This is a genomic window from Stenotrophomonas sp. YJH_SMC_21, from assembly GCF_059369555.1.
On sequence record NZ_JCAFSU010000008.1, the window covers coordinates 102,931 to 127,392 of the forward strand.

Here is a 24,462-nt window from a genome sequence, read left to right on the forward strand (position 1 = left end):
GATCCGACCCCTTCCTTCCGCTGGGGTCGGATCCCGTTGCAGCGCAGCGGGTTCTGACCCCTGCGCTCTTGACCGGCGCCACCAACAGGTCCACCTTGCACACGCCGAAGGTATCCCTCCCATCGCTGCGGCGCGGGGAGGGATTTAAACGGGAATCCGGTGAAGGCGCCTCGCGCGTCCATTCCGGAGCTGCCCCGCAGCGGTGAATGGAAACGAATCCTGCCAACAGCACTGGGCTCGCACCTGGGAAGCGGCGGGTAGTAGGTGGGCTGCGGCCCGTGTCCATCAGCCCGAATACCGGCCCCGGCCGGGGGACACGACCGTTCCCTGACTCGACCTGGAATCTCCGCGGGGAGGTTGCCGGGGCCGTCGTCGTCCTGCGCGTGCAGGCGGTGTGGCCGCGCGCGTCCTGTTCACGGTATCCGGCCAGACCCGTTCACCCACGCGCTGATGCATGGGCCACCGCCGTTGCCGGCGGTCCATGCGGTACCTGACGATGACCGAGCTCCAACGCCCCACCCTGACCCTGCCCGCCGACGGCAAGCGCCTGCTGCTGCATTCGTGCTGCGCGCCCTGTTCCGGCGAAGTGATGGAGGCGATCACCGCCTCCGGGATCGACTACGCGATCTTCTTCTACAACCCCAACATCCACCCGGTGAAAGAGTACGAGCTGCGCAAGCAGGAGAACATCCGCTTCGCCGAGCAGCACGGCATTCCTTTCATCGACTGCGACTACGACACCGACAACTGGTTCAGCCGTGCACGCGGCATGGAAAACGAGCCCGAACGCGGCATCCGCTGCACGATGTGCTTCGACATGCGCTTCGAGCGCACTGCGCTGTACGCGCACGAGCACGGCTACGACACCATCAGTTCTTCGCTGGGCATCTCGCGCTGGAAGAACATGGCGCAGATCAACGACTGCGGCATCCGCGCCGCCTCGCGCTATGAAGGCCTGCAGTACTGGGACTACAACTGGCGCAAGGGTGGCGGTGCCAGCCGCATGATCGAGATCAGCAAGCGCGAGCAGTTCTACCAGCAGGAATACTGCGGCTGCGTGTACTCGCTGCGCGATGCCAACCGCCATCGCCGCGAGAATGGCCGCGAGCGGATCAAGATCGGCCTGTTGTACTACGGGCAGGACGCTGGGACGCCGCAGGACGATTGACGTGCAGGCATGGGGCGGCCACGCTGGTCGCCCCTTCTGTTGTACCGGAACTGCCATGACCGCCCTGCCCGCCGATGTCGCCCTGCTGGTGATCGACCTGCAGTCGGACTTCATGCCCGGTGGCGCCTTGGCCTGCGACCAGGGCGATGCGCTGGTGGCACCCATTGCCGATCTGCTGGTGCAGCGCCGCTACCGCACCGTGGTGGCAACACAGGACTGGCACCCGGCCGACCATGCCTCGTTCGCCAGCCAGCACCCCGGCCAACGCCCGTTCGAGACCATCCTGCTGCACGCGCAGCCGCAGACCCTGTGGCCGGACCACTGCGTGCAGGGCAGCGCCGGTGCCGCCCTGCACCCGGGCGTGGACTGGACCGTGGCCGACCTGATCCTGCGCAAGGGCACGCGCCAACAGGTGGATTCGTACAGCGCCTTCCGCGAGAACCACGGCCCCGATGGCGAGCGCCCGGCCACCGGCCTGGCCGGCTGGCTGCATGAACGCCGCATCCGCGAAGTGCACGTATGCGGCCTGGCCCGTGACTACTGCGTGCTGTGGAGCGCGCAGGACGCGGTGAAGTCCGGCTTCCGGGTGAAGTTCCTGTGGGAGCTGACCAAGCCGGTGACCGAAGCCAACGACGTGATGGTGCGCGAGGCGCTGGGCAAGGCGGGGATTGCGATCGTCTGAGGCGTGACCGCCGGGCATGGCCCGGCGCTACCGCGCACGCCGCTTATGCCGCTTGCGCGCTCCTGCCCACAACAACACAATCGATTCATCCAGCCCCCTAACTACGCCCCCCCTATAGATCGCGGGACGGCCGAACCGGGGGCTTTTCATTGGATGAAATCAGGATTCGGTAGTGCCGGCCGCTGGCCGGCAACCTCGGGATCTCTGCAGTTGCCGGCCAGCGGCCAGCACTACCGGATAGCACCCGTGGTAGCGCCGGGCCATGCCCGGCGGACGCGGGATGGGCGATTACCGGAACACCACCGTGCGATGCCCATTGAGCAGGATGCGGTGCTCCACATGGCGGCGAACCGCGCGTGCCAGTACCAGCGATTCGGTATCGCTGCCCAGCCGCACCAGTTCACGCGGTGCCATCGCATGGTCCACGCGGGCCACGTCCTGCTCGATGATCGGGCCTTCGTCCAGGTCCTCGGTGACATAGTGCGCGGTGGCGCCGATGATCTTGACCCCACGCGCGTGTGCCTGGTGGTACGGCTGCGCGCCCTTGAAGCTGGGCAGGAAGCTGTGGTGGATGTTGATCGCACGGCCGGCCAGCGCGCGGCACAGCGTGGGTGACAGGATCTGCATGTAGCGCGCCAGCACCACCAGGTCGATGCGTTCGCGCTCGACCAGGTCGATGATCTGCTGCTCCTGCACCGCGCGTGTATCGGCGGTCACCGGCAGGTGGTGGAACGGCACCTGGTAGGACGCCGCCAGCGGCGCGAAGTCGGCGTGGTTGGACGCCACTGCTGCGATGTCCACCTTCAGCTGGCCGCTGTGGGCGCGGAACAGCAGGTCGTTGAGGCAATGCCCCTGTTTGCTGACCAGCACCAGCAGCCGCGCGCGGCGTCGGCCATCGTGCAGCTGCCAGTCCATGCCGAAACCTTCGGCAAGCGTGGCCATGGCCGCGTGCACGGTCTCCAGCGGCAGGCCGGCATCGCGGTCGAAGTGCACGCGCAGGAAGAAGCGGCCACTCTCCTCATCGCCGAACTGCTGGGCGTCGAGGATGTTGCAGCCGTGGTCGAACAGCAGGCCGGACACGCGGTAGACGATGCCGGTGCGGTCGGGGCAGGACAGGGTAAGAATGGAATCGGGGCGCATCGCTACAGTGTAGGGCAGCGCCCTGCCCAGCGGCCGGATGATCACGGGTGCAACCGACCTGCTTGGTTCAGTACCAAGCGATACTTGGACCTTCCCGTGGCAAGCTGGTCGGTCATGAACCTGTTGCAACTGATCCGCAGCTTCACCCGCACCGCAGAGACCGGCAGCATTGCCGCCGCGGCCCGCATCCTTGGCATCAGCGCCACCGCGGTCGGCCAGAACATCAACCGGCTGGAGGCCCATCTGGGCGTACGGTTGCTGAACCGGAGTACGCGGCAGCTGGCCCTCAGCGAGGCCGGCGCGCTGTACCTGGCGCAGGTGCGCCACATCGAAGCCGACCTGGCGCGCGCGCAGGCGATGGTCACCGCCGGTGACATCGAACCGGCCGGACCGCTGCGCATCGCCAGCAGCAGCGCCTTCGGTCGCCACGTGCTTGCCCCCTTGTTGCCTTCACTGCAGCAGCGCTACCCACAACTGCAGCTGGAGCTGCGCCTGACCGACCGCGCCGTGCAGCATGGGCCGGAAGCGGTGGATGCCAGCATCCGCATCGGGGCGCAGCTGGAGGACGGCGTGGTCGCGCGGCAGCTGGCGCGTGTTCCGTTCGTGTTCTGTGCCTCGCCGGCCTACCTGAAGGCGCACGGTACCCCGCAACAGCCTTCCGATCTGGGCGGTCATCGCGGGTTGCTGCACCGCTTCCCCACCGATGGCCGACCATTGCGCTGGGGCCTGCTGAAGGACGGCCAGCGCGTGGACGCCGCGCTGCCACCGAGCATGGTCTGCGATGACATCGATGCGCTGGCGACGCTGGCGGCGGCCGGTGCCGGCATCACCCGGCTGGCCGCATTCGTGGCCGAGCCGTACCTGCGCGAGGGCCGCCTGCAGGCGGTGTTCGACGCCGACACCGCGTGGCGCCCGGAACCGATGGAGGTCTACTTCTGCGTCAGCGACCGCCGCGATTTCACCGCCAAGATCCGCGCGCTGTTCGAACACCTTCAGGCCGGCATCGCGCCGGCCTGGCGGGTGTGAGCCTCAGCGCGTCTTGAACACGCCGCGCGCATCGCGCGGCTCGCAGCGCAGGTACTGTGGCGCCGGTTCCACGCTGTCGCGCAATGCGGCAGCGGCATGCCACGGCCAGCGCGGGTCGTAGAGGATGCCGCGCGCCAGGGCCACGGCATCGGCGTGGCGATGGCGCAGGATCGATTCGGCCTGCTCGGGCTCGGTGATCATGCCCACGGCGATGACCGGCATGCGCACCTTGGCCTTGATCGCTGCCGCGAACGGCACCTGGTAGCCCGGACCGACGGTGATCTTCTGTCGTTCGTCCAGGCCACCGCTGGAGACATGCAGGAAATTGCAGCCGCGCGCGTCCAGCACCTGGGCCAGCGCTTCGCTCTGCACCAGATCCCAGCCGCCATCGACCCAGTCGCTGGCGGAGATGCGCACGCCCACGGCGATCTTGTCCGATACCGCCGCACGCACGGCGTCGAACACTTCCACCAGCAGGCGCAGGCGGTTCGGCAATGAGCCACCGTAGCCATCAGTGCGACGGTTGCTCAGCGGCGACAGGAACTGGTGCAGCAGGTAGCCGTGGGCGGCATGCAGCTCGATCAGCTCGAAGCCGAGGCGCTCGGCACGCACCGCACTGGCGGCGAAGGCGGCGATGACCTCGGCGATGCCGGCCTCGTCCAGTTCCTGCGGTGCCGGATCGGCGGCGTGGAACGGCAGCGGCGACGGCGCCACGGTGGCCCAGCCACGCGCATCGTCGGCCGGCAGCTGGCCACCGCCGTCCCAAGGGCGGTTCACCGAGGCCTTGCGACCGGCATGGCCGAGCTGGATGCCCAGCGGCATCGGCGACCAGCGGCGGACGCTGGCCAGTACCTGTGCCAACGCGGCCTCGGTGCCGTCATCCCAAAGGCCCAGGTCGGCCCAGCTGATGCGGCCACGCGGCTCGACCGCGGTGGCTTCCAGGATCAGCAGGCCGGCGCCGGATTGCGCGAGGTTGCCCAGGTGCATGGCATGCCAGTCGCTGGCGCGGCCGTCTTCGGCGGAGTACTGGCACATCGGCGCGACGACGATGCGGTTGGACAGGGTCAGGGGGCCGAACGAGATCGGCGAAAACAGCTGGCTCAAGACAGTGATGGACGACGTAGGGGATGCGTATTGCACCGCCGCACGGCTCCGGGATCAACCATCTGGATGGATCGCTGTTTCGCGGCGGCGGGTGGCCTGTAGAGTCGACTGACAGTCGACTCTACCCGGCCGATGGTTCGATAACCGACGCCAGCGCCTCAGCACAATCGCGTTCATCCTTGAACTGCAGCAGGTCGTCGGCACGGGTGCGGCCACGGTTCAGCGCCGCCACCGGCAGTCCTGCTTTGGCCGCCGCCTGCACGAAGCGGAAGCCGGAATAGACCATCAGCGACGAGCCCACCACCAGCACGGCGTCGGCCTGCTGCAGGTGCTCGTGCACCGCCTCCACCCGCTCGCGGGGCACGTTTTCGCCGAAAAACACCACGTCCGGCTTCAACACCCCGCCGCAGTGCGGGCACACGGGTACCACGAAGCTGGAGAAATCGGTCTCCAGGTCGGCGTCGCCATCAGGCGCGACGCCGGCCTCCAGCGCATCCCAGCCGGGGTTGGCGTCCAGCAGGCGCTGCTGGAAGTCCTCGCGGCCGCTACGGCGCTCGCAGCCCATGCAGCGCACCCGATCCAGGCGGCCATGCAGGTCGATCACGTTACGGCTGCCGGCGCGCTGGTGCAGGCCGTCCACGTTCTGGGTCAGCAGCACCTGCAGCTTGCCACGGCTTTCCAGTGCGGCCAGGGCCTGGTGGGTACCATTGGGCCGGGCCAGGCCGAAGCGCGGCCAGCCCAGCAGGCTGCGCGCCCAGTAGCGCTGGCGGGTAGCGGCCTCGCCCATGAAGGCCTGGTAGGTCACCGGTGGCGTGCGTTTCCACTGGCCGTCGCTGTCGCGGTAATCGGGAATGCCCGAGGCGGTGCTGCAGCCGGCGCCGGTCAGCACGAACAGGCGCTGGGCGCGGTCGATGAAGTCGGTCAGTGGCGGGGTCATGGCTGCCAGATGGGGGCGCCGCAGCGCCCCCGCAAGCGCCGGTCGGTTGTCCGGGTCAGGCCGCCGGCAGCGGCGGCACCGCGATCGGGTGGCCTTCCTCGTCCAGCGCGATCATCACGAAGTGGCCGCGGGTGCACAGCTTGCGCTCGCCGCTGTGCAGGTCTTCGGCGACCAGTTCCACCTCCACCTTCATCGAGCTGCGGCCGACTTCAACGATGCGGCCGATGGTTTCCACCATCTGGCCGATGCGGATCGGCAGCTTGAAGTCGACCTGGTCGCTGCGCGCGGTCACCACGGTACGGCGCGAGTAGCGGGCGGCGGCCAGGAACGCGGCCTTGTCCATCCACGCCAGTGCCTGGCCACCGAACAGGGTGCCGAGGTGGTTGGTGTGGTTGGGGAAGACGATTTCGGCCATGCGCACTTCGATGGGCGGCACGGTCTCGGGGATCGGGGTCATGGGGGAGCTTCGGTGTGGGGTGCTGCGGATTCTAAGCGACCGGCGTGACGGCCATCGGAATGCACGTGCAACGGTCACCCGGCAGCGGTGCCTGCGCAGGCCGCGCCTGCAGCAGGCGTTACACTGCGCCACGCCCACTGCCAGGACCTCCCATGCCCGCCACTTCCGACCTGCTGGCCTTTGCGCTGGTTTCGCTGGCCATGGTGCTCACGCCCGGGCCGAACATGATCTACGTCATCTCGCGCTCGATCTGCCAGGGGCCGATGGCGGGACTGATCTCGCTGGGCGGGGTGGCACTGGGCTTCGTGTTCTACATGCTGTGCGCGGCATTGGGCATCACCGCCCTGCTGATGACGGTACCGTTCGCCTACGACGCGCTGCGCATCGGTGGCGCGCTGTACCTGCTGTACCTGGCCTGGCAGGCGCTCAAGCCCGGTGGCCGTTCGCCGTTCGCGGTGCGCGAACTGCCGCAGGACAGCCCGCGCAAGCTGTTCACGATGGGATTCCTGACCAATCTGCTGAACCCGAAAGTGGCGGTGATGTACCTGTCGCTGCTGCCGCAGTTCCTGCACCCGGACAGCGAAGGCAGCGTGCTGATGCAGTCGATCGTGCTGGGCTCGACCCAGATCCTGGTCAGCGTCAGCGTGAACGGCATGATCGCGCTGACCGCCGGCAGCATCGCCGGCTTCCTGGCCGCACGCCCGACCTGGCAGATGGTGCAGCGCTGGTTGATGGGCACGGTGCTGGCCGGACTGGCGGTGCGCATGGCGGTGGAAGGGCGGCGCTGATCGCGGCGTGCCCTCCAGGCGATACGCCCGGCCCCGTAATCAGAACAGTTCAGCGTGGTAGAAGCTCGGTTGTGCCGACCAGGCCTTGATATCGCCACATTGCGGCACGCTGGTGTAGTACAGGCGGATGGGCATGGCGGAGACCTTCGCGCTCATCAGCATGGCGTAGGTTGCCTTGCAGACCTCGGGCGGCATGCTGAAGTCGCCTTTGCTGACGATGTTGCAGACCGCGTGGATGGGCGAGACGGTGGTCGCCACGAACACCTTGCCGCTGGCATCGATGGAAACGTTGGTCACCTTGGAATCGCAGTTCGTGCCATGGGCGAGGGACGGACAGGCGACCAGGACGGCGAACAGTCCTCCCGTCCACCCACGAAACACGGTCCTGCGGGTTGCTGTTGCAGGCACTGCAGTCTCCATTGCGACCTCCGGGGACCACGCGCACGGGAACCCGGCGCTGGGATTGTCCACGCGTCATTCCTGCAGTGGCATCCCCTCTTCCTCCCCAGGCCCGGCATGGATGCGAAGCACCGCCACCACTGGCGTCCAGCGAGAATAGCTCATCCTTCTGATGCGCAACGAAAAACCCCGGCATTGGCCGGGGTTCTTCGTTGCGACAGGCCGGGCCGGTTCGATCAGAAGTTCATGTCGAAGGCGACTTCGCCCTGCACGCCGACCTGGTAGGCCGAGACGCGGCGTTCGAAGAAGTTGGTCAGCTCCTGCACGTCCTGCAGTTCCATGAACGGCAGCGGGTTGCGCACGTTGTACTTCTTTTCCATGCCCAGCTTGGCGAAGTGCTGGTCGGCACAGTGCTGCAGGTACTGGCGCATGTCGCGGGTGGAGATGCCGGCCACGCCGCCGGACAGCACGTCCTCGGCGAACTGCACTTCGCATTCGATGGCTTCGGCCAGCATGTCGTAGACCTGCTGCTTCATCTCTTCGTCGAACAGGTCCGGTTCTTCCTCACGCACCACGCGCACCGACTCGAACGCGAACTCCATGTGTGCGCTCTCGTCGCGGAACACCCAGTTGGTGCCCGAGGCCAAGCCCGGCAGCAGGCCGCGCGAACGGAAGTAGTACACGTAGGCAAAGGCCGCGAAGAAGAACAGGCCTTCGATGCAGGCGGCGAAGCAGATCTGGTTGAGCAGGAACTGGCGGCGCTGTTCGCGGGTCTCGATGCGGGTCAGGCTCTGGATCGAGTCGATCCACTTGAAGCAGAAATCGGCCTTCTTCTTGATCGAGTCGATGTTCTCCACCGCCGAGAACGCCTTGGCGCGCTCTTCCGGATCCGGCAGGTAGTTGTCGAGCAGGGTCAGGTAGAACTGCACGTGCAGCGCTTCTTCATACAGCTGGCGCGACAGGTACATGCGCGCTTCCGGCGCATTGAGATGCTGGTACAGGTTCAGCACCAGGTTGTTGGAGACGATCGAGTCGCCGGTGGCGAAGAACGCGACCAGGCGGTGGATCAGGTGGCGCTCGCCCGGCGACATCTTGCTGTGCAGGTCGGTGATGTCGATCTGGAAGTTGATCTCTTCCACCGTCCAGGTGTTCTTGATCGCGTTCCGGTACATGTCATAGAACTGCGGATAGCGCATCGGGCGCAGGGTCAGTTCAAAACCGGGATCGAGCAGCATCTGCTTGGGCTTGTCGGCCATGGGTGTTTCCTTGAATTCCTGGGTGAGCCGCCGGGCGTGGCCCGGCGCTACCGTGGGTGTTTTTCCGCAGCCGAGCATGGCTCGGCTCTACAGGTGCGAGGTGTTCGAGTGCCAAACAACGGTCGGCACCCACCGCGCGGTGTGTTACTGGCAGGCCTCGCAGGCTTCCGGGTTTTCCAGCGAGCAGGCGATGGCTTCGTCCGGGCTGAATGCCTTGGCCGGGGCCGCAGCGCTCACCGTGGTCTTGGCGATCTTGGTGGCCGGGCGCGAACGCAGGTAGTAGGTGGTCTTGATGCCCTGCTTCCAGGCGTACATGTACATCGAGGACATCGCGCCGATGTTCGGGCTTTCCATGAACAGGTTGAGCGAGGCCGACTGGTCGATGAAGGCGCCACGCTCGGCGGCCATGTCGATCAGCGAACGCATCGGCAGTTCCCACGCGGTGCGGTAGACCTCGCGCAGCGTTTCCGGAATCTGCGCCACGCCGGCGATGGAACCTTCGGCCAGCTTGATGGCATCGCGCATTTCCGGCGTCCACAGGCCCAGCTTCTTCAGCTCGTTCACCAGGTAACGGTTGACCTGCAGGAAGTCACCGGACAGGGTTTCGCGCTTGAACAGGTTGGACACCTGCGGCTCGACGCACTCGTAGCAGCCGGCGATCGAGGCGATGGTCGCGGTCGGCGCAATCGCGATCATCAGCGAATTGCGCAGGCCGTGTTCCTTGATGCGGCTGCGCAGGGCGTCCCAGCGTGCGGTGTCTTCCGGCACCACGTTCCAGGCGTCGAACTGCAGTTCGCCGCTCGCAGCGCGGGTGTCGTTGAACGACGGGTGCTTGCCACGTTCCTGGGCCAGCTCGCAGGAGGTTTCCAGCGCGTGGAAGTAGATCGCTTCGGCAATCTTCTTCGACAGGGCGCGGGCTTCGGCGCTGTCGAACGGCAGGCGCTTGCGGAAGAACACGTCCTGCAGGCCCATGCAGCCCAGGCCGACCGGACGCCAGCGCAGGTTGGCGCGGCGGGCGGTTTCGATCGGGTAGAAGTTCAGGTCGATGACGCGGTCGAGCTGGCGCACGGCCAGGCGCACGGTCTCGGCCAGCTTCTCGAAATCGAACTCGTTGTGCTCGTCGAAGTGGTTGCCCAGGTTGATCGAACCCAGGTTGCACACCGCGGTTTCATCGTTGGAGGTGACTTCCAGGATTTCCGTGCACAGGTTGGACAGGTGGATCACGTTGCCCGGACGCAGGGTCTGGTTGCTGGCGCGGTTGCACTTGTCCTTGAAGGTCATCCAGCCGTTGCCGGTCTCGGCCAGCGTACGCATCATGCGGGCGTACAGCTTGCGGGCAGAGATGGTGCGGTTGGCCTTGCCCTGGGCTTCGGCCTGCAGATAGGCGGCCTCGAAGGCTTCGCCGAACAGGTCGGTGAACTCCGGCACGACGCGCGGATCGAACAGCGACCATTCCTGGTCGGCTTCGACGCGCTTCATGAACAGGTCCGGCACCCAGTTGGCCAGGTTCAGGTTGTGCGCGCGGCGGGCTTCGTCACCGGTGTTGTCACGCAGCTCGAGGAAGTCCTCGATGTCGGCGTGCCAGGTTTCCAGGTACACGCAGGCCGCGCCCTTGCGCTTGCCACCCTGGTTCACCGCGGCCACGGACGAATCCATGGTCTTCAGCCACGGCACGATGCCGTTGGAGTGGCCGTTGGTCGACTTGATGAGCGAACCACGCGAACGCACGCGGGTGTAGCTGACGCCGATGCCGCCGGAGAACTTCGACAGCTGGGCGATGTCGCCGTACTTGGAGTAGATCGACTCCAGCGAGTCCTGCGGCGAGTCCAGCAGGAAGCACGAGGACAGCTGCTCGTGGGTGGTGCCGGAATTGAACAGGGTCGGGCTGGACGGCAGGTAGTCCAGGTTGCCCATGCGCTTGTACAGCGCCAGGGTCTCGGACACGTCCTCACTCAGCGCGCTGGCGATGCGCAGGAAGAACTGCTGCGGGGTCTCGATCACCTTGCGGGTGTGCGGGTGGCGCAGCAGGTAACGGTCGTACAGGGTACGCAGGCCGAAGTAATCGAAGTTCAGGTCCAGCGAGATGTCGATGGCATCGTTGAGCTTGCGCGCGTTGGTCTGCACGAAGTTCAGCAGGCGGTCGTTGATCAGGCCGACTTCATGGCCACGGCTGACCGACTGCGAGAAGGCGTAGATTTCCTGGCCCGAGACTTCCTTGGCAATGTAGTTGGCCAGCAGGCGCGCAGCCAGGCGGCCGTACTCGGGCTCTTCACCGATCAGCAGGGCGGCGGTGCGGATGGACAGTTCGTCCAGCTCGCGGGTGGTGGCGCCGTTGTACAGGCCGGAAATGGTGCGGGTGGCCACGCGCATCGGATCGACGGCGTGCAGGCCTTCGGAGGAACGCTGCACCGCGCGCACGATCTTGTTCAGGTCCACCAGTTCGGTCGTGCCATTGCGCTTGGTCACACTCATCGCGTTGGCCGTCGGCGGCGACGTCAACAGGAATTCGCTTTCCTTCTCGATGGTGGCGCTGGATTCGGTGGTCACGGCGTGTGTCCTCTTGGCGTGATTGGTGGGTGCTCGATGCATCGGGTGACGCAGCCCGGGACATGACAGCCCAGGATGGCAGGACGGCGTCGCAGCGGATGAGACCCTGCGCCTGCCACTGCCGTTGACGATCGCGGATGGGTACCCGGGCATCCCTGGAATTGGGGTTGCTGCGACCGACGGCCACAAGATAGTGGGGGTGATGGGGCCCGTCAACGCCAAATGTAGTGAAATTCGGCAATCCCTTGCGCCGCAAGGATCGTGCCACCGGCGTCCGGATCAGACGCTTCAGACCTGCCGGAACGGGCTGCGCAGTCAAGCCCGAAAGGCGTCATTGCGGTGGTACAACGCACCGCGAAAACGGAACAATGACAGCTTCACATGACAGTGATGAAACTGGCTAGGGACAACCCTGTGGATAGGTGGTGGGCAGCCGGTGGGAATCCGGTGGACGCCGGGACCGCCCGCCGGGCAGCGACGCGAGGCTGCATGTGCCGGCCAGGCCGGAGCAGCGGCCGCAGGGAAACGCCGTTGCGCCCTCCTTCCCCCGATCATTGCCGGCCAGCGGCCGGCACTACCGGAATCCCAGGGGGGTCGTGCCGGCCGCTGGCCGGCAACGTACGCCCGCAGACCCCTCACGCCCGGTGCGGGGTACCCAGGTACTCGGCGCTCTGCATCTCGATCAGGCGCGAGGCGGTGCGTTCGAAAGCGCCCTGCAGGCGCTGGCCGGTGTACAGCTCGATCGGCGAGGTGCTGGCGGTGCAGACCAGGTTGACGTGGCGGTCGTACAGTTCGTCGATCAGGTTGACAAAGCGGCGCGCGGCATCTTCGTTCAAACGGTCGAAGGCGGGGATGCCACCCAGCAGCACCGTGTTGAACTCGTGCGCGATCTCGATGTAGTCCGAGGGACCGCGCGGACCCTCGCACAGCGCGGCGAAATCGAACCAGGCGATGCTCTTGCCGCGGCCGCGGACCGGGATCTTACGGCCCTCGATCTCGATGTTGCCGGTCTTGGCCGGCTGGCCACCACTCAGTTCGTTCCAGCGCGTGGCCAGCCATTGATCGCTGTCGGCAGCCAGCGGTGCGCGGTACACCGGCGAGCGGGTCAGCGCGCGCATGCGGTAATCCTCGGTACCTTCGGCGTACAGCTCGACGCAGAAGCGCTGCAGCAGGCCAATGGCCGGCAGGAAGCTCTCGCGCTGCAGGCCGTTGAGGTACAGGTTCTCCACTGCGGTGTTGGAGGTGGTGACCAGGGTCACGCCCTCGGCAAACAGGCGCTCCAGCAGCCGCGCCAGCAGCATCGCATCGCCGATGTCGGTGACGAAGAATTCGTCCAGCACCAGCACGCGCAGGTTGCTGCGCCATTCCTGGGCGATCTTCGCCAGCGGGTCGCTCTGGCCCTGGTGCTCGCGCAGGCGCTCGTGGACGCTGCGCATGAAGCGGTGGAAGTGGGTCCGGTACTTCTGCTTGATCGGCAGCCCGTCGTAGAACAGGTCGACCAGGAAGGTCTTGCCGCGGCCGACACCGCCCCAGAAGTACAGGCCCTTGACCGGCTCGGGCTTCTTCCAGAACGAGGACAGGCGGTCCAGCCAACCGTCCTCGGCACTGTCCAGCAGGCCCAGGTGGATGCGGTCCAGCTCGGCCAGCGCCGCATGCTGGGCCGGGTCGTTCTGCCAGTCGCCACGGGCAACCCCTTCCGCGTACCGCTGCGACGGGGTCAGCTCGGTTGCACTCATGCCGCCGCGCCCAGCCAGTGCTTCACGCCGTGGGTCAGCGCGCCGCGCAGGTCGATCAGCTTGCGGTGGAAGAAGTGGCTGGTCTCGGGCATGCGCACCAGCTCATGCGGGAAATCCAGCGAGTCCAGCCACTGGTAGACAGCCTGCGGGTCGACGATCTCGTCCTGCTCGCCCTGGATCACCAGCCAACGGGCCGGCGGGGCGATGCCATCGAAGTCCCAGCGGCCGGCCGGCGGCGCGATCGAGATCAGCGCTTCCGGCTGCAACTCGGCTGCGGCCTTCAGTGAAACGAACGCGCCGAAGCTGAAACCGGCCAGCCACAGGCGGTCGTCCGGACGCTGGCTGCGCACCCAAGCGGCGACGGCCTTCAGGTCGTCCTGCTCGCCCACGCCATGGTCGAACTCACCGGCCGAACCACCCACGCTGCGGAAGTTGAATCGCACCGTGGCGATGCCCAGCTCGCGCAGGGTGGTGGCGGTCATGGTGACCACCTTGTTGTGCAGGGTGCCGCCTTCGGTGGACAACGGGTGGCAGATGATGGCCACGATCGGCTGCACCGGCACATCGGCCCTGGGCAGGTCGACGACCACTTCCAGCGGGCCGGCCGGGCCGTCCAGTTCGAGGCAGGCGGTTTCGCCGGGGGCGACGGGGAACGAGTGCTTGTGCATGGCACCATGATACCGTCCCCCGCCCCTGCCCTGTGCCCGCCCCATGCTCTACCTGTCTTTGGCCGTGATCTGCAGCGTGCTGGTTTCGGTGTTGTTGAAGGTGGCCGGACGCCGCCAGCTGGATGTTTCGCAGATGGTCACCTGGAACTATCTGGTGGCGGCAACGCTCACCGCCGTGGTGCTGCAGCCGCCGCTGGATGCGCTGCGCGCGCCGCACGCGCCGTGGCTGTCATTGCTGGCGCTGGCGGTGGTGCTGCCCTCGATTTTCCTGGTGCTGGGCCGCGCGGTGGCGGTGGCCGGCATCGTCCGCAGCGACGTGGCGCAGCGGCTGTCGCTGCTGCTGTCATTGGCCGCCGCCTTCCTGTTCTTCGGCCAGACTGCCACACCGTGGAAGCTGGCCGGGCTCGGCCTGGGCCTGCTGGCGATGGTGGCGATCAGCCTGCGCCCACGCGGGCCGGTGGTCGCGTCCTCGCCCGGCGGCTGGGGCTGGCTGTTGGGGGTATGGGCTGGGTTTGCGGTGGTGGACGTGCTGCTCAAGCAGGTGGCGCTGTCCGGCACGCCGTCGATGGCGGCGGTGCTGGCCAGCTTCAGCGTGGCCTTCGTGCTGATGCTGGCGCTGCAGCTGTGGCGGCACGCCAGTGGCCGCAGCCGGTTGGCCTGGCGCAACCTCGGCGCAGGTGCGCTGCTGGGCCTGCTCAATGGCGGCAACATCCTCTTCTATGTGCACGCCCACCAGTCGATGCCGGACAACCCGGCCACCGTGTTCGCCGGCATGAACATCGGCGTGGTGGTGCTGGGCGCGCTGGTGGGCGTGTTCGCCTTCGGCGAGGCGACCACCCGGTGGAACCGCGCCGGCCTGGCGCTGGCGGTGCTGGCGATCGGACTGATCGCCTGGGGGTGAGCGTTGGTTGCGGCGGGCCATTTCCGCGCCCGCGGTGGGATGTCACTTTTCTTTTCGCGCGAAAAGAAAAGTAACCAAAAGAAACGCGCCGCCAGCCGCGAGCCGGTGCTGTGCACCGGTACCCTGCGCTTCTCGATGAACCAGGGGACGGCGCCGAACTCGCTGCGCTCAAACATCGGCGCCTCTTCGCCCCTGATTCACCTGCGATGCTCGGCTCGCTTGAAGACGGACTGGAAGATCAAAAGCAACGGCAGGATCCGTGCCGATCAAGGTCCCTCCCAGAGCAGATCCCCGCCGAACCTTATCTGTCGAAACCCAACAACAGCGGGTCGTGGTCGGAGCTGCGCCACGGGCCCTGCACGTTGCGGTCCTGGTAGCCGCTGGCATCCTGCTCGTCGGCGTTGCTGTGCCACTCGGCGGCACCGCGCAGGCGCTTGGCCATGCCCGGGCTCAACAGCGCGTGGTCGAGGCGGCCGGTATAGCCGTTGTAGACGTAGCTGTAGGGATGCTCGACCTTGGCGACCTTGAACGCGTCCTGCCAGCCCAGGTCATGCAGGGTGCGGATCGGGTCTTCCATCGCGTAGGCATTGAAATCGCCGAGCAGCACCGCGTCCTTTGCACCGGTACCGGTCGGGTCGGTCTGCAGCCAGGCGTGCAGCTGCTGCGCCGAGGTCACGCGGGTGGCGTTCCAGCAGCCCTGGTTGTCGTTGTGGTCGGCGTCGGCACCGGCGGCGTCGCGGCAGCCCTTCGACTTGAAGTGGTTGGCCACCACCACGAACGGCGCGCCCTGCTTGCCCTGGAAGGCCTGCGCCAGCGGCACGCGGCTGTGCTCGACGAACGGGCCACCGGTCAGCGTAGCCGGCTTGCCCACCGGCTGCAGGCGCGCGCTGCGGTAGATGATGCCGACCCGGATCGGGTTGTCGCCGGGGCCGTTGCCGGCATCGACAAAGCGCCAGTCGCCCTGCGCGCCGCGGTCGCGGTTGAGCGCATCGACCAGTTCGGCGATGGCCGACTGCGGACCGTAGCCATCGTTCTCCAGCTCCATCAGCGCGGCGACATCGGCGCCCAGCGCGTTGACCGTGGTGACCAGCTTGGCCACCTGCGCCTTGTGTTCCTCCAGCGTGCGTGCGCCGCGCAGGGTCGGGAAGCCACCGCCCTGGCCGTCGCCGTTGAAGAAGTTCTCCAGGTTGAAGGCCGCCACATGCAGGTTGCCCGGCACGGTCGGCACCGCCGGGCGCTTCAGCTCCGGCAGCTTCAGCGCGCCTTCGACCTGCAGGCGCGGATGGCCCTGCGCGTCCATGCGCACGATGCCCTGCACATCACGCAGCTGCATGCCGGTGCGCAGCACCGGGTTGCCCGGCAGGTAAGCCACGCTGGCCGGGTCGCGGGCATCGCTGCCATCTTCCAGCACCAGGCGGCGGCGCTGGTTGTCGGCCATCACCTGCTCATAGCCGGCAGTGCCCGGCGTGGCCACTTCGGTCGGCTGCCAGAGGCGGCCATCGAAGGCCACGGTGAGCTGGCCGAAGCGCTCCAGGCCGTCGGTACCGGCCAGGGTCAGCGGTGCGGCGATGCGCACGCGCTGGCCATCCAGTGCACGCCAGTCGGCCGGCGCGGCGGTCAGCACCACGGTGGCGCTGCCGCGCGCAGCGGAGGGCGACGTGACCGGTGCGGCCTGCGGCTGGGCAAAGGCGCCGGCCGGCAGCAGCAGGGACAGGGCAATGGCGAGGGAACGGCGGCGCATCGACGGGCGACTCCATGAAAGAGGCGCACAGACTAACCTTGAAATGCGAAACCCCAGCGACGCGCGCGGTTTTGGCCTTGGCCGGCAAAGCCGCCGGCGGCAGACGGAGAACGACCGCGGCGATTGGGGCGACCGGCGGGTAGAGTCGACTGTTAATCGACTATCGCGCGCAGCGCGGGCTTTTTCGGTGGCGTTGGGAAGAGCAGTCGACCAACAGTCGACTCTACCCCCTTCCCGCGGTTCCGCCATCCCGTTCGGCCGTTCCATGTTCCGCGGTTCCGCCATCCCGTTCGGCCGTTCCATGTTCCGCGGTTCCGCCATCCCGTTCGGCCGTTCCATGTTCCGCGGTTCCGCCATCCCGTTCGGCGGTTCCATGTTTCGACGTTTCCGCCGTTTCGCGGTTTGGCCGTTCCGGCGCCTACTTCAGGTTGCCCAGCATCCAGTCCACGGTGGCGTGGATCTGTTCCTCGGTCAGCGCCGGGTTGCCACCCTTGGGCGGCATGATGCCGCCATCCGGGCCGGTGTAGCCCTCGATGGCGTGCTTGTAGAGGGTGTCCTTGCCCTGCGCGATGCGCTTGTCCCAGTGCGAATGGTCCAGCGTCGGCGCCATGCCCACGCCAGTGGTGTGGCAGGCGGTGCACAGGTTGTCGAAGATGACCTTGCCGTCCTTGGTGCCGCCGTAGGCCACCTGCGAGGCGGCCTTGGCCAGCGCGGCGGCCTTGGCCGCAGCCTGCGCGGCGGCGCCGGTGCTGCCGGCATAGACCGCGCCGGTGGGCGAGATGCGCTGTTCGGTGCGCTTGGCCGCAGTCGGCGACACCTCGGGCGGAATCCGGGTGTGGATGTAGGCGGCTAGGAGGATGAGGCCGAGGGTGATGGTCGCCAGCAGCGCGATCACCATGGAGAAGCGTTTCAGGAACTCCAGATCGTAATTCCGCACTCTTCGTTACCCCTGGCTGATAGTCGTTGGACCACGGCTGAGCGACTGCGTGATGGACCGAGTATAGAACGCGCTTTGCGTGCGACAACAGGCGTCACTGCTGGTGCGGCGCAACATGCCGGCCCGGTAGTGCCGGCCGCTGGCCGGCATCGCCATCCCGCCGGATGGATCGTGCAGAAGCCGGCCAGCGGCCGGCTCTACCACGTTACCGGGCGCCGATCGCGCGCAGGCAGAAGCTGCAGATCGCATCCACCAGCGCGTCTTCGTCGCGGTGCGCTTCGCGGCTGGGTGCGGTCGGGCCGACCATCGCCTCGGTGAAGGCGCCGACCAGGCAGGCGGCGGCCACATGCGCGTCCTGCGCCGGCAGCTCACCGGCGGCCACGCCCTCCTCCACCAGCCGCAGGAAGACATCCCCAAAGGCACGACGGCCACGCATGCGTTCGGCTTCCACGTCCGGGTCGACCGGCTCGACGATGAAGGCATGCGCCAGCCCCGGCCCGGCCAGGGCGCGGCGAACGAAGGCGGTGATCGCCAGCCGCAGGCGCTCGCTGGCCACCTCCGGACCACTGGCGATGCGCTCCATGATCGCGACCTCGTGGGCCACCGCGGCGTTGAGCACCTCCACGAACAGCTCGGCCTTGGACGGGAAATGGCGATAGATCAGGCCAGTGGATACCCCCGCCTGGGTTGCCACGGCGGTCACCGGGGCGTTGCGCCAGCCGCCGGTGGCGACCAGCTCACGGGTGGCCAGCAGGATCCGTTCACGGGCCCCAGCCAGGCGTTCTTCCATCAGTGCAGAGCGTTTGTAGGCCATGTTTTGATTCTGGTTTCAATTTTTGAATTTGTATTCACTTCTTATCCGAACCCCGCTACGCTGGGGTCCAATCGCCCGTGCGGGCAGCGGTCCTGCAGACCGCCGCCCGCTCCCCCGCCGGGTGCGTCCATTTCCTGCCATCCCGTCGTGGAGCCACCACAATGCACGTGCCATCCCTGAACTTCGACCTTGGCGAAGACATCGACCTGCTGCGCCAGAGCGTGGCCCATTTTGCCGCCGCCGAGGTCGCACCGCTGGCCGCCGAGGCCGATGCCAGCAACCAGTTCCCGCTGGCCCTGTGGCCGAAGCTGGGCGAACAGGGCCTGCTCGGCCTCACCGTGGAAGAAGCATACGGCGGCACCGGCATGGGCTACCTGGCCCATGTGGTGGCGATGGAAGAGATCTCGCGTGCCTCCGGCGGCATCGGCCTGTCCTATGGCGCGCATTCCAACCTGTGCGTGAACCAGCTGCGCAAGAACGGCAACGAAGAACAGAAGCAGCGCTTCCTGCCCGGCCTGTGCGACGGCAGCCTGGTCGGTGCGCTGGCGATGAGCGAGCCGGGTGCCGGTTCGGACGTGGTGTCGATGAAGCTGCGCGCCGACAAGCGCGGCGACCGCTACGTGCTCAACGGCAACAAGATGTGGATCACCAACGGCCCGGATGCCGACGTGCTGGTGGTCTATGCCAAGACCGACATGGACGCCGGCGCCAAGGGCATCACCGCGTTCCTGGTCGAGAAGGGCATGAAGGGCTTCTCCACCGCGCAGAAGCTGGACAAGCTGGGCATGCGCTCCTCGCCCACCTGCGAGCTGGTGTTCCAGGACTGCGAAGTGCCGGAAGAAAACGTGCTGGGCCAGGTTGGCGGTGGCGTGCGCGTGCTGATGTCCGGCCTGGACTACGAGCGCGTGGTGCTGTCCGGCGGCCCGCTGGGCCTGATGGCCGCGGCGATGGACGTGGTGATGCCGTACGTGCACGAGCGCCACCAGTTCGGTGAGGCGATCGGCAGCTTCCAGCTGATCCAGGCCAAGATCGCCGACATGTACGTCGGCCTGGGCGCCTGCCGCGCCTATGTCTATGCCGTGGCGCGCGCCTGCGACCAGGGCCGCACCACCCGCCAGGACGCCGCCGGTGCCATCCTGTACGCCGCCGAGAAGGCCACCTGGCTGACCGGCCAGGCGATCCAGATCCTGGGCGGCAACGGCTACATCAACGAATACCCGACCGGCCGCTTGTGGCGCGACGCCAAGCTGTATGAAATCGGCGCCGGCACCTCGGAGATCCGCCGCATGCTGATCGGCCGCGAACTGTTCCAGCGCACCCTGTAAGGCCACCGCGATGACCGTCCTGAACAGCCAGCTGCAACCGGGCAGCGATACCTTTGAAGCCAACCGCGCGGCCATGCAGGCCGTGGTCGACGATCTGCACGCCACCCTGGCGCGCACCGCGCTGGGTGGCAGCGAAGCCGCACGCGCCAAGCACACCGCGCGCGGCAAGCTACTGGTGCGCGACCGCATCGACGCCCTGCTCGACCCCGGCAGCGCCTTCCTCGAAATCGCGCCGCTGGCCGCGCATGGCATGTATGAAGACGCCGTGCCAGCCGCCGGCGTGGTGGCCGGCATCGGCCGGGTGAGCGGCGTGGAGTGCGTGATCGTGGCCAACGATGCCACGGTCAAGGGCGGCACCTACTATCCCATGACGGTGAAGAAGCACCTGCGCGCGCAGGAGATCGCCGAGCAGAACCACCTGCCCTGCATCTACCTGGTCGATTCCGGCGGCGCGTTCCTGCCGCTGCAGGACGAAGTCTTCCCCGACCGCGACCATTTCGGCCGCATCTTCTACAACCAGGCCAACCTGTCGGCGCAGGGCATTCCGCAGATCGCCTGCGTGATGGGCAGCTGCACCGCTGGTGGCGCCTACGTGCCGGCGATGAGCGACGAGACGGTGATCGTGCGCGAGCAGGGCACGATCTTCCTCGGCGGCCCGCCGCTGGTGAAGGCGGCCACCGGTGAAGTAGTGACCGCCGAGGAACTGGGCGGCGCCGACGTGCACACCCGCATATCCGGCGTGGCCGACCACATGGCTGACAACGATCTGCAGGCACTGGCACGGGTGCGTGCGATCATCGCGCAGCTGAACTGGCGCAAGCCGGAACCGGCGATGGCGGTGCAGGCCAGCGAAGAACCGCTGCTGCCGGCACACGAACTGTACGGTGTGATCCCGGCCGATACGCGCAAGCCCTACGACGTGCGCGAAGTGATCGCGCGCCTGGTCGATGGCTCGCGCTTCGACGAGTTCAAGCCGCGCTATGGCGCAACGCTGGTCACCGGCTTCGCCCATCTGAACGGCTACCCGATCGGCATCATCGCCAACAACGGCATCCTGTTCTCCGAGTCGGCGCTGAAGGGTGCGCATTTCATCGAACTGTGCACCCAGCGCAACATTCCGCTGGTGTTCCTGCAGAACATCACCGGCTTCATGGTCGGCCGCAAGTACGAACAGGGCGGCATCGCCAAGGACGGCGCCAAGCTGGTGATGGCGGTGGCCTGCGCCAAGGTTCCCAAGTTCACCGTGGTGATCGGCGGTTCGTTCGGCGCCGGCAACTACGGCATGTGCGGCCGCGCGTACTCGCCGAACTTCCTGTGGATGTGGCCGAACGCACGCATCGGCGTGATGGGCGGCGAGCAGGCCGCCAGCGTGCTGGCCACGGTCAAGCGCGATGGCATCGAAGCCAAGGGCGGCCAGTGGCCGGCTGCGGAGGAAGACGCGTTCAAGGCGCCGATCCGCGACCAGTTCGAGCAGCAGGGCCACCCGTACTACGCCAGCGCGCGCCTGTGGGACGACGGCGTGATCGATCCGGCCGACACTCGCCGGGTGCTGGCCCTGGCGCTGTCGGCCAGCCTCAACGCCGCCCCGCAGCAGACGCGCTTCGGCGTGTTCCGCATGTAATCCATGCCATGACCGAGCACGCTCCCATGAAGCCCGTTGCCATGTTCACCAAAGTCCTGATCGCCAACCGTGGCGAAATCGCCTGTCGCGTCATCGCCACCTGCCGCCGCCTCGGCATCGCCACCGTGGCGGTGTATTCCGATGCCGACCGCAACGCGCGCCACGTGCGCCTGGCCGACGAAGCCATCCACATTGGTCCGGCCGCCGCGCGTGAGAGCTACCTGCGCGGCGATGCGCTGCTCGACGCGGCACGCGCGACCGGCGCGCAGGCCATCCACCCCGGCTACGGCTTCCTGTCCGAGAATGCCGACTTCGCCGATGCCTGCGCCGCCGCCGGCATCACCTTCATCGGGCCGCCGGCCAGCGCCATCCGCGCGATGGGCGACAAGAGCGCGGCCAAGGCGCTGATGGCCAAGGCGGGTGTACCGCTGACCCCGGGCTACCACGGCGACCAGCAGGCACCGGACTTCCTGCGCACGCAGGCCGACGCCATCGGCTACCCGGTACTGATCAAGGCCAGCGCCGGTGGCGGTGGCAAGGGCATGCGCAAGGTCGAGCGCAGCGAGGACTTCGTCGATGCGCTGGCCAGCTGCCAGCGCGAGGCGGCCTCGGCGTTCGGCAACGACCACGTGCTGGTCGAGAAGTATGTCGAGCGCCCGCGCCATATCGAGATCCAGGTATTCGGCGACAGCCACGGTGACGCGGTGTACCTGTTCGAGCGCGACTGCTCGGTGCAGCGCCGCCACCAGAAGGTGCTGGAAGAAGCGCCGGCCCCGGGCATGAGCGCGGAACGTCGTGCTGCGATGGGCAAGGCGGCGGTCGATGCCGCGCGCGCGGTGGGCTATGAAGGTGCGGGCACGGTGGAGTTCATCGCCGGCCCGGACGGCGATTTCTACTTCATGGAAATGAACACCCGCCTGCAGGTCGAGCACCCGGTCACCGAGTACATCACCGGTACCGACCTGGTGGAATGGCAGCTGCGCGTGGCCTCGGGCCAGCCGCTGCCGCTGCGCCAGGAGCAGCTGGCCATCCACGGCCACGCGATCGAAGCGCGCCTGTATGCCGAAGATGCCGACCGTGGCTTCCTGCCCTCCACCGGCACCCTGCGCCGCCTGCGCCTGCCGGCCCCGTCGGCCCATGTGCGCGTGGATACCGGCGTGGAGGAAGGCGACAGCATCACCCCGTACTACGACCCGATGATTGCCAAGCTGATCGTCTGGGACGTGGACCGCGATGCCGCGCTGCGCCGCATGAGCCAGGCGCTGGCCGACTGCCAGGTGGTAGGCGTGACCACCAATGCCGGCTTCCTGCGCCGGCTGGTGAATACCGATTCGTTCGCGCACGCCAGGCTGGATACCGCGCTGATCGAACGCGAACAGGCGGCATTGAGCGTAGTGGGCGACACGGATGATGCCCTGTGGCAGCTGGCCGCCGTGGCCGCTGTTGCAAGCACTGCCGGTGCCACCACCGATGCCCGTGACCCGCATTCGCCATGGCAGGCACAGGACGGCTGGCGCCTCGGCGCGTCTGCGCCGCGCGTGCTGCCGCTGCAGCAGGGCGAGCGCCGGCACACGCTGAAGGTCTGGACGCAGGCCGGTGGCTGGCGCGTGCAATGCGATGACGCGGCACCGATGCGGGTGACCGGCACGGCCGATGCACAGGGGCTGGCGGTACAGCTGGGCGAGCGCCGCTGGACTCTGCAGCTGCTGCGCGACGGTGACCAGCTGTATCTGTTCGGCGCCGATGGCCAGCACCGTTTCACCCTGCATGATCCCGTGGGCGAATCAGACCACGCCGTGGCCGATGCCGGCAGCCTGCTGGCGCCGATGCCGGGCAGGATCGTCGCCACGCTGGTCGCCGCCGGTACCGAGGTCAAGCGCGGCACGCCGCTGGTGGTGCTGGAAGCGATGAAGATGGAGCACACCCTGCAGGCACCGGCCGATGGCACGGTGAAGGGCTATCGCGCCAAGGCCGGCGACCAGGTGGGTGATGGCGCGGTGCTGGTGGACTTCGACGCGGCGTGATGCAGCAGAGGCCGCGCGGGGTCAGCCCGCGCGGTCTTCAAGGTTCCAGATCACGCCTGCCGGGTCCAGTTCGCTGGTCGTCATCCGTGATGCACGCCATCCGAAACCGCAGACCGCGAGTACCCCCTCGTTGATCGTGTCCAGGCCCAGGGCACGTTCGATGGGCTTTTCGTTGATCGCTGCAGTAATGAATGCTCCCAGGCCGGCATCCGTGGCCGCCAGGTACAGCGTCTGGGATAGATGTCCCGCCTCCATCGCGACAACCCGATAGCTTTTCCCATGCTGGCGATACTTCCAGTACGTCCTGTTGAAACGCGGGGCCAGGACCACCAGCACGTGCGCATCCGCGAACCAGTGCTGCTGCCCGACCATGGACATCACGAAGTCGCGATCGATGGCCACGGGGCACTCAACCGGCATCAGTCCGTGGCCCTGCGCTCGATAGAGGTACATGCCCGCGGCAAGTCCATCGACATTGCGCACCAGCACGTAGGCTTCCACAGGATGCAGTCCGCCGCCCGAAGGTACGTTCTTCTTCAGGAACACCAGATCATCGCCTTCGCGCTGGCAGCTGCTGCTGCCGAATGCCCGTTGCAGCATCTGGCTCAGCAGGGACAGCGGCAGTGATCGGGTGACATCGAAGTTCCGGCAGGTGACGCGCCGCGCCAGCAGTGCGTCGAAATCGTTGGACTGCTGAGGCGGCAGTGGTACCAACCCAGCGTCGGCAGCGGCAGCGTGCGGTGGCGGCGGTCCCAACGTCCTGCGCATCTGCGAGGCCGTTTCGATCTGTGATTCACGCATGTTGCGAACGGCGTCAACATCCTCCCAGCGTGAGAAGGCATGCATGACCGCAGCCAGGGGGTGCCAATGCGTTGCACGCAGCCGCTCGTCACGAGCGGCAACATCGTCATCCTGTCCGCGGATCAACACCAGGCCACTGGCGATCAGCAGGTCCATCGCGGGTGAACAGGCCTCCCCTGCCTCAAGCGTGGTCCATGCACTTGGGCTCAGACTTCCCAGCAGTGCCTGTGCCGCAGCGTCCAGCACCACCGGTCCATCCAGGTGGGGGGCGAGTGCCTCCCAGGCAAGCGTGCGCACCAGCCCATCACCACCGCGCAGCAGGCCCTCAAACTCAAACCGGATCTGCTCGGTGGGCTGTACCACTACGATCGCGCAGCGCCTGACATCCAT

General features: G+C 67.2%; 21 protein-coding genes and 1 riboswitch. Of the genes, 8 read left to right on the top strand and 13 right to left on the bottom strand.

Annotated features, from left to right (window positions below; all coding sequences use genetic code 11):
* Positions 1–90 precede the first annotated feature (90 nt).
* A riboswitch (cobalamin riboswitch) is annotated at positions 91–320 on the top strand.
* A 161-nt stretch (positions 321–481) separates the two neighbouring features.
* Positions 482–1,168, top strand: a complete 687-nt coding sequence (locus tag AC5P67_RS12650) for an epoxyqueuosine reductase QueH (RefSeq protein WP_005407678.1) — start codon at positions 482–484, stop codon at positions 1,166–1,168.
* A gap of 55 nt (positions 1,169–1,223) precedes the next feature.
* The gene (gene pncA / locus AC5P67_RS12655) at positions 1,224–1,850 is read left to right on the top strand and encodes a bifunctional nicotinamidase/pyrazinamidase (RefSeq protein ID WP_495214745.1); all 627 of its coding nucleotides are present in this window, start codon (positions 1,224–1,226) and stop codon (positions 1,848–1,850) included.
* A 288-nt stretch (positions 1,851–2,138) separates the two neighbouring features.
* Here pncA and purU read toward each other — a convergent pair whose 3' ends face one another.
* Positions 2,139–2,990 carry a formyltetrahydrofolate deformylase gene (purU, locus tag AC5P67_RS12660; RefSeq protein ID WP_005411937.1) on the bottom strand — a complete coding sequence of 284 codons (852 nt, stop codon included), beginning with the start codon at positions 2,988–2,990 and terminating at the stop codon, positions 2,139–2,141.
* Positions 2,991–3,104: 114 nt separating this feature from the next.
* Here purU and AC5P67_RS12665 point away from each other — a divergent pair, with 114 nt between their 5' ends.
* Positions 3,105–4,016, top strand: coding sequence for a LysR family transcriptional regulator (locus AC5P67_RS12665; RefSeq protein WP_005407675.1), 912 nt, complete (start codon positions 3,105–3,107; stop codon positions 4,014–4,016).
* A gap of 3 nt (positions 4,017–4,019) precedes the next feature.
* Here the strand turns inward: AC5P67_RS12665 and AC5P67_RS12670 are convergent, their stop codons facing one another.
* The 3 genes from AC5P67_RS12670 to AC5P67_RS12680 form a co-directional block, all read right to left on the bottom strand.
* Positions 4,020–5,120, bottom strand: coding sequence for an NADH:flavin oxidoreductase/NADH oxidase (locus AC5P67_RS12670; RefSeq protein ID WP_080353069.1), 1,101 nt, complete (start codon positions 5,118–5,120; stop codon positions 4,020–4,022).
* A gap of 121 nt (positions 5,121–5,241) precedes the next feature.
* Positions 5,242–6,057 carry an NAD-dependent protein deacetylase gene (locus AC5P67_RS12675; protein ID WP_111193630.1) on the bottom strand — a complete coding sequence of 272 codons (816 nt, stop codon included), beginning with the start codon at positions 6,055–6,057 and terminating at the stop codon, positions 5,242–5,244.
* A 55-nt stretch (positions 6,058–6,112) separates the two neighbouring features.
* On the bottom strand, positions 6,113–6,514 hold the full coding sequence (locus AC5P67_RS12680) for an acyl-CoA thioesterase (RefSeq protein WP_005407672.1): 402 nt from the start codon (positions 6,512–6,514) through the stop codon (positions 6,113–6,115).
* Between the two features lie 152 nt (positions 6,515–6,666).
* On the opposite strand from AC5P67_RS12680, the gene AC5P67_RS12685 reads away from it, so the two are divergent.
* Positions 6,667–7,302, top strand: coding sequence for a LysE family translocator (locus AC5P67_RS12685; protein ID WP_005407671.1), 636 nt, complete (start codon positions 6,667–6,669; stop codon positions 7,300–7,302).
* A gap of 39 nt (positions 7,303–7,341) precedes the next feature.
* Here the strand turns inward: AC5P67_RS12685 and AC5P67_RS12690 are convergent, their stop codons facing one another.
* The 5 genes from AC5P67_RS12690 to AC5P67_RS12710 all read right to left on the bottom strand — a co-directional run bounded on the left by AC5P67_RS12690 (position 7,342) and on the right by AC5P67_RS12710 (position 13,908).
* Complete coding sequence (locus tag AC5P67_RS12690; protein WP_227833029.1) at positions 7,342–7,599, bottom strand: hypothetical protein; 258 nt, start codon at positions 7,597–7,599, stop codon at positions 7,342–7,344.
* 338 nt (positions 7,600–7,937) lie between these two features.
* Positions 7,938–8,957, bottom strand: a complete 1,020-nt coding sequence (locus AC5P67_RS12695) for a ribonucleotide-diphosphate reductase subunit beta (RefSeq protein WP_005407669.1) — start codon at positions 8,955–8,957, stop codon at positions 7,938–7,940.
* Positions 8,958–9,101: 144 nt separating this feature from the next.
* Positions 9,102–11,504 (bottom strand): ribonucleoside-diphosphate reductase subunit alpha, encoded by a 2,403-nt coding sequence (locus AC5P67_RS12700; RefSeq protein ID WP_111193628.1) that lies wholly within the window; start codon positions 11,502–11,504, stop codon positions 9,102–9,104.
* 635 nt (positions 11,505–12,139) lie between these two features.
* The gene (gene zapE / locus AC5P67_RS12705; protein WP_111193627.1) at positions 12,140–13,240 is read right to left on the bottom strand and encodes a cell division protein ZapE; all 1,101 of its coding nucleotides are present in this window, start codon (positions 13,238–13,240) and stop codon (positions 12,140–12,142) included.
* Positions 13,237–13,908: an alpha/beta hydrolase gene (locus tag AC5P67_RS12710; protein ID WP_111193626.1), complete on the bottom strand. Its 672-nt coding sequence runs from the start codon at positions 13,906–13,908 to the stop codon at positions 13,237–13,239. The genes zapE and AC5P67_RS12710 overlap by 4 nt, the downstream gene beginning before the upstream one ends.
* A gap of 43 nt (positions 13,909–13,951) precedes the next feature.
* Here AC5P67_RS12710 and AC5P67_RS12715 point away from each other — a divergent pair, with 43 nt between their 5' ends.
* Entirely contained in the window at positions 13,952–14,809 is an 858-nt protein-coding gene (locus AC5P67_RS12715; protein WP_111193625.1) for an EamA family transporter, read from the top strand.
* A 301-nt stretch (positions 14,810–15,110) separates the two neighbouring features.
* Here the strand turns inward: AC5P67_RS12715 and AC5P67_RS12720 are convergent, their stop codons facing one another.
* The 3 genes from AC5P67_RS12720 to AC5P67_RS12730 form a co-directional block, all read right to left on the bottom strand.
* The gene (locus AC5P67_RS12720; protein WP_111189198.1) at positions 15,111–16,550 is read right to left on the bottom strand and encodes an ExeM/NucH family extracellular endonuclease; all 1,440 of its coding nucleotides are present in this window, start codon (positions 16,548–16,550) and stop codon (positions 15,111–15,113) included.
* A 418-nt stretch (positions 16,551–16,968) separates the two neighbouring features.
* Positions 16,969–17,487 carry a c-type cytochrome gene (locus tag AC5P67_RS12725; protein ID WP_005407662.1) on the bottom strand — a complete coding sequence of 173 codons (519 nt, stop codon included), beginning with the start codon at positions 17,485–17,487 and terminating at the stop codon, positions 16,969–16,971.
* Positions 17,488–17,692: 205 nt separating this feature from the next.
* Entirely contained in the window at positions 17,693–18,301 is a 609-nt protein-coding gene (locus AC5P67_RS12730; protein WP_005407661.1) for a TetR/AcrR family transcriptional regulator, read from the bottom strand.
* 161 nt (positions 18,302–18,462) lie between these two features.
* On the opposite strand from AC5P67_RS12730, the gene AC5P67_RS12735 reads away from it, so the two are divergent.
* Genes AC5P67_RS12735 through AC5P67_RS12745 form a run of 3 tightly spaced genes read left to right on the top strand, consistent with a single transcriptional unit; the run spans position 18,463 to position 23,271 of the window.
* Entirely contained in the window at positions 18,463–19,626 is a 1,164-nt protein-coding gene (locus AC5P67_RS12735) for an isovaleryl-CoA dehydrogenase (protein ID WP_005407660.1), read from the top strand.
* Positions 19,627–19,636: 10 nt separating this feature from the next.
* Positions 19,637–21,247 (top strand): carboxyl transferase domain-containing protein, encoded by a 1,611-nt coding sequence (locus AC5P67_RS12740; RefSeq protein WP_005411924.1) that lies wholly within the window; start codon positions 19,637–19,639, stop codon positions 21,245–21,247.
* Positions 21,248–21,255: 8 nt separating this feature from the next.
* A complete protein-coding gene (locus AC5P67_RS12745; protein ID WP_425524952.1) occupies positions 21,256–23,271 on the top strand; it encodes an acetyl/propionyl/methylcrotonyl-CoA carboxylase subunit alpha in 2,016 nt (671 codons plus the stop codon).
* Positions 23,272–23,292: 21 nt separating this feature from the next.
* Here AC5P67_RS12745 and AC5P67_RS12750 read toward each other — a convergent pair whose 3' ends face one another.
* The gene (locus AC5P67_RS12750) at positions 23,293–24,462 is read right to left on the bottom strand and encodes a putative peptide maturation dehydrogenase (RefSeq protein ID WP_043035409.1); all 1,170 of its coding nucleotides are present in this window, start codon (positions 24,460–24,462) and stop codon (positions 23,293–23,295) included.

Bases quoted from the DNA above. Each gene is read 5' to 3' on its own strand.
- AC5P67_RS12720 (WP_111189198.1), bottom strand. From the start codon at position 16,550: ATGCGCCGCCGTTCCCTCGCCATTGCCCTGTCCCTGCTGCTGCCGGCC.
- AC5P67_RS12710 (WP_111193626.1), bottom strand. From the start codon at position 13,908: ATGCACAAGCACTCGTTCCCCGTCGCCCCCGGCGAAACCGCCTGCCTC.
- AC5P67_RS12680 (WP_005407672.1), bottom strand. From the start codon at position 6,514: ATGACCCCGATCCCCGAGACCGTGCCGCCCATCGAAGTGCGCATGGCC.
- AC5P67_RS12695 (WP_005407669.1), bottom strand. From the start codon at position 8,957: ATGGCCGACAAGCCCAAGCAGATGCTGCTCGATCCCGGTTTTGAACTG.
- purU (WP_005411937.1), bottom strand. From the start codon at position 2,990: ATGCGCCCCGATTCCATTCTTACCCTGTCCTGCCCCGACCGCACCGGC.
- AC5P67_RS12730 (WP_005407661.1), bottom strand. From the start codon at position 18,301: ATGGCCTACAAACGCTCTGCACTGATGGAAGAACGCCTGGCTGGGGCC.
- AC5P67_RS12750 (WP_043035409.1), bottom strand. From the start codon at position 24,462: ATGGATGTCAGGCGCTGCGCGATCGTAGTGGTACAGCCCACCGAGCAG.
- AC5P67_RS12650 (WP_005407678.1), top strand. From the start codon at position 482: ATGCGGTACCTGACGATGACCGAGCTCCAACGCCCCACCCTGACCCTG.
- AC5P67_RS12685 (WP_005407671.1), top strand. From the start codon at position 6,667: ATGCCCGCCACTTCCGACCTGCTGGCCTTTGCGCTGGTTTCGCTGGCC.
- zapE (WP_111193627.1), bottom strand. From the start codon at position 13,240: ATGAGTGCAACCGAGCTGACCCCGTCGCAGCGGTACGCGGAAGGGGTT.
- AC5P67_RS12740 (WP_005411924.1), top strand. From the start codon at position 19,637: ATGACCGTCCTGAACAGCCAGCTGCAACCGGGCAGCGATACCTTTGAA.
- AC5P67_RS12735 (WP_005407660.1), top strand. From the start codon at position 18,463: ATGCACGTGCCATCCCTGAACTTCGACCTTGGCGAAGACATCGACCTG.
- AC5P67_RS12675 (WP_111193630.1), bottom strand. From the start codon at position 6,057: ATGACCCCGCCACTGACCGACTTCATCGACCGCGCCCAGCGCCTGTTC.
- AC5P67_RS12745 (WP_425524952.1), top strand. From the start codon at position 21,256: ATGACCGAGCACGCTCCCATGAAGCCCGTTGCCATGTTCACCAAAGTC.
- AC5P67_RS12715 (WP_111193625.1), top strand. From the start codon at position 13,952: ATGCTCTACCTGTCTTTGGCCGTGATCTGCAGCGTGCTGGTTTCGGTG.
- pncA (WP_495214745.1), top strand. From the start codon at position 1,224: ATGACCGCCCTGCCCGCCGATGTCGCCCTGCTGGTGATCGACCTGCAG.
- AC5P67_RS12665 (WP_005407675.1), top strand. From the start codon at position 3,105: ATGAACCTGTTGCAACTGATCCGCAGCTTCACCCGCACCGCAGAGACC.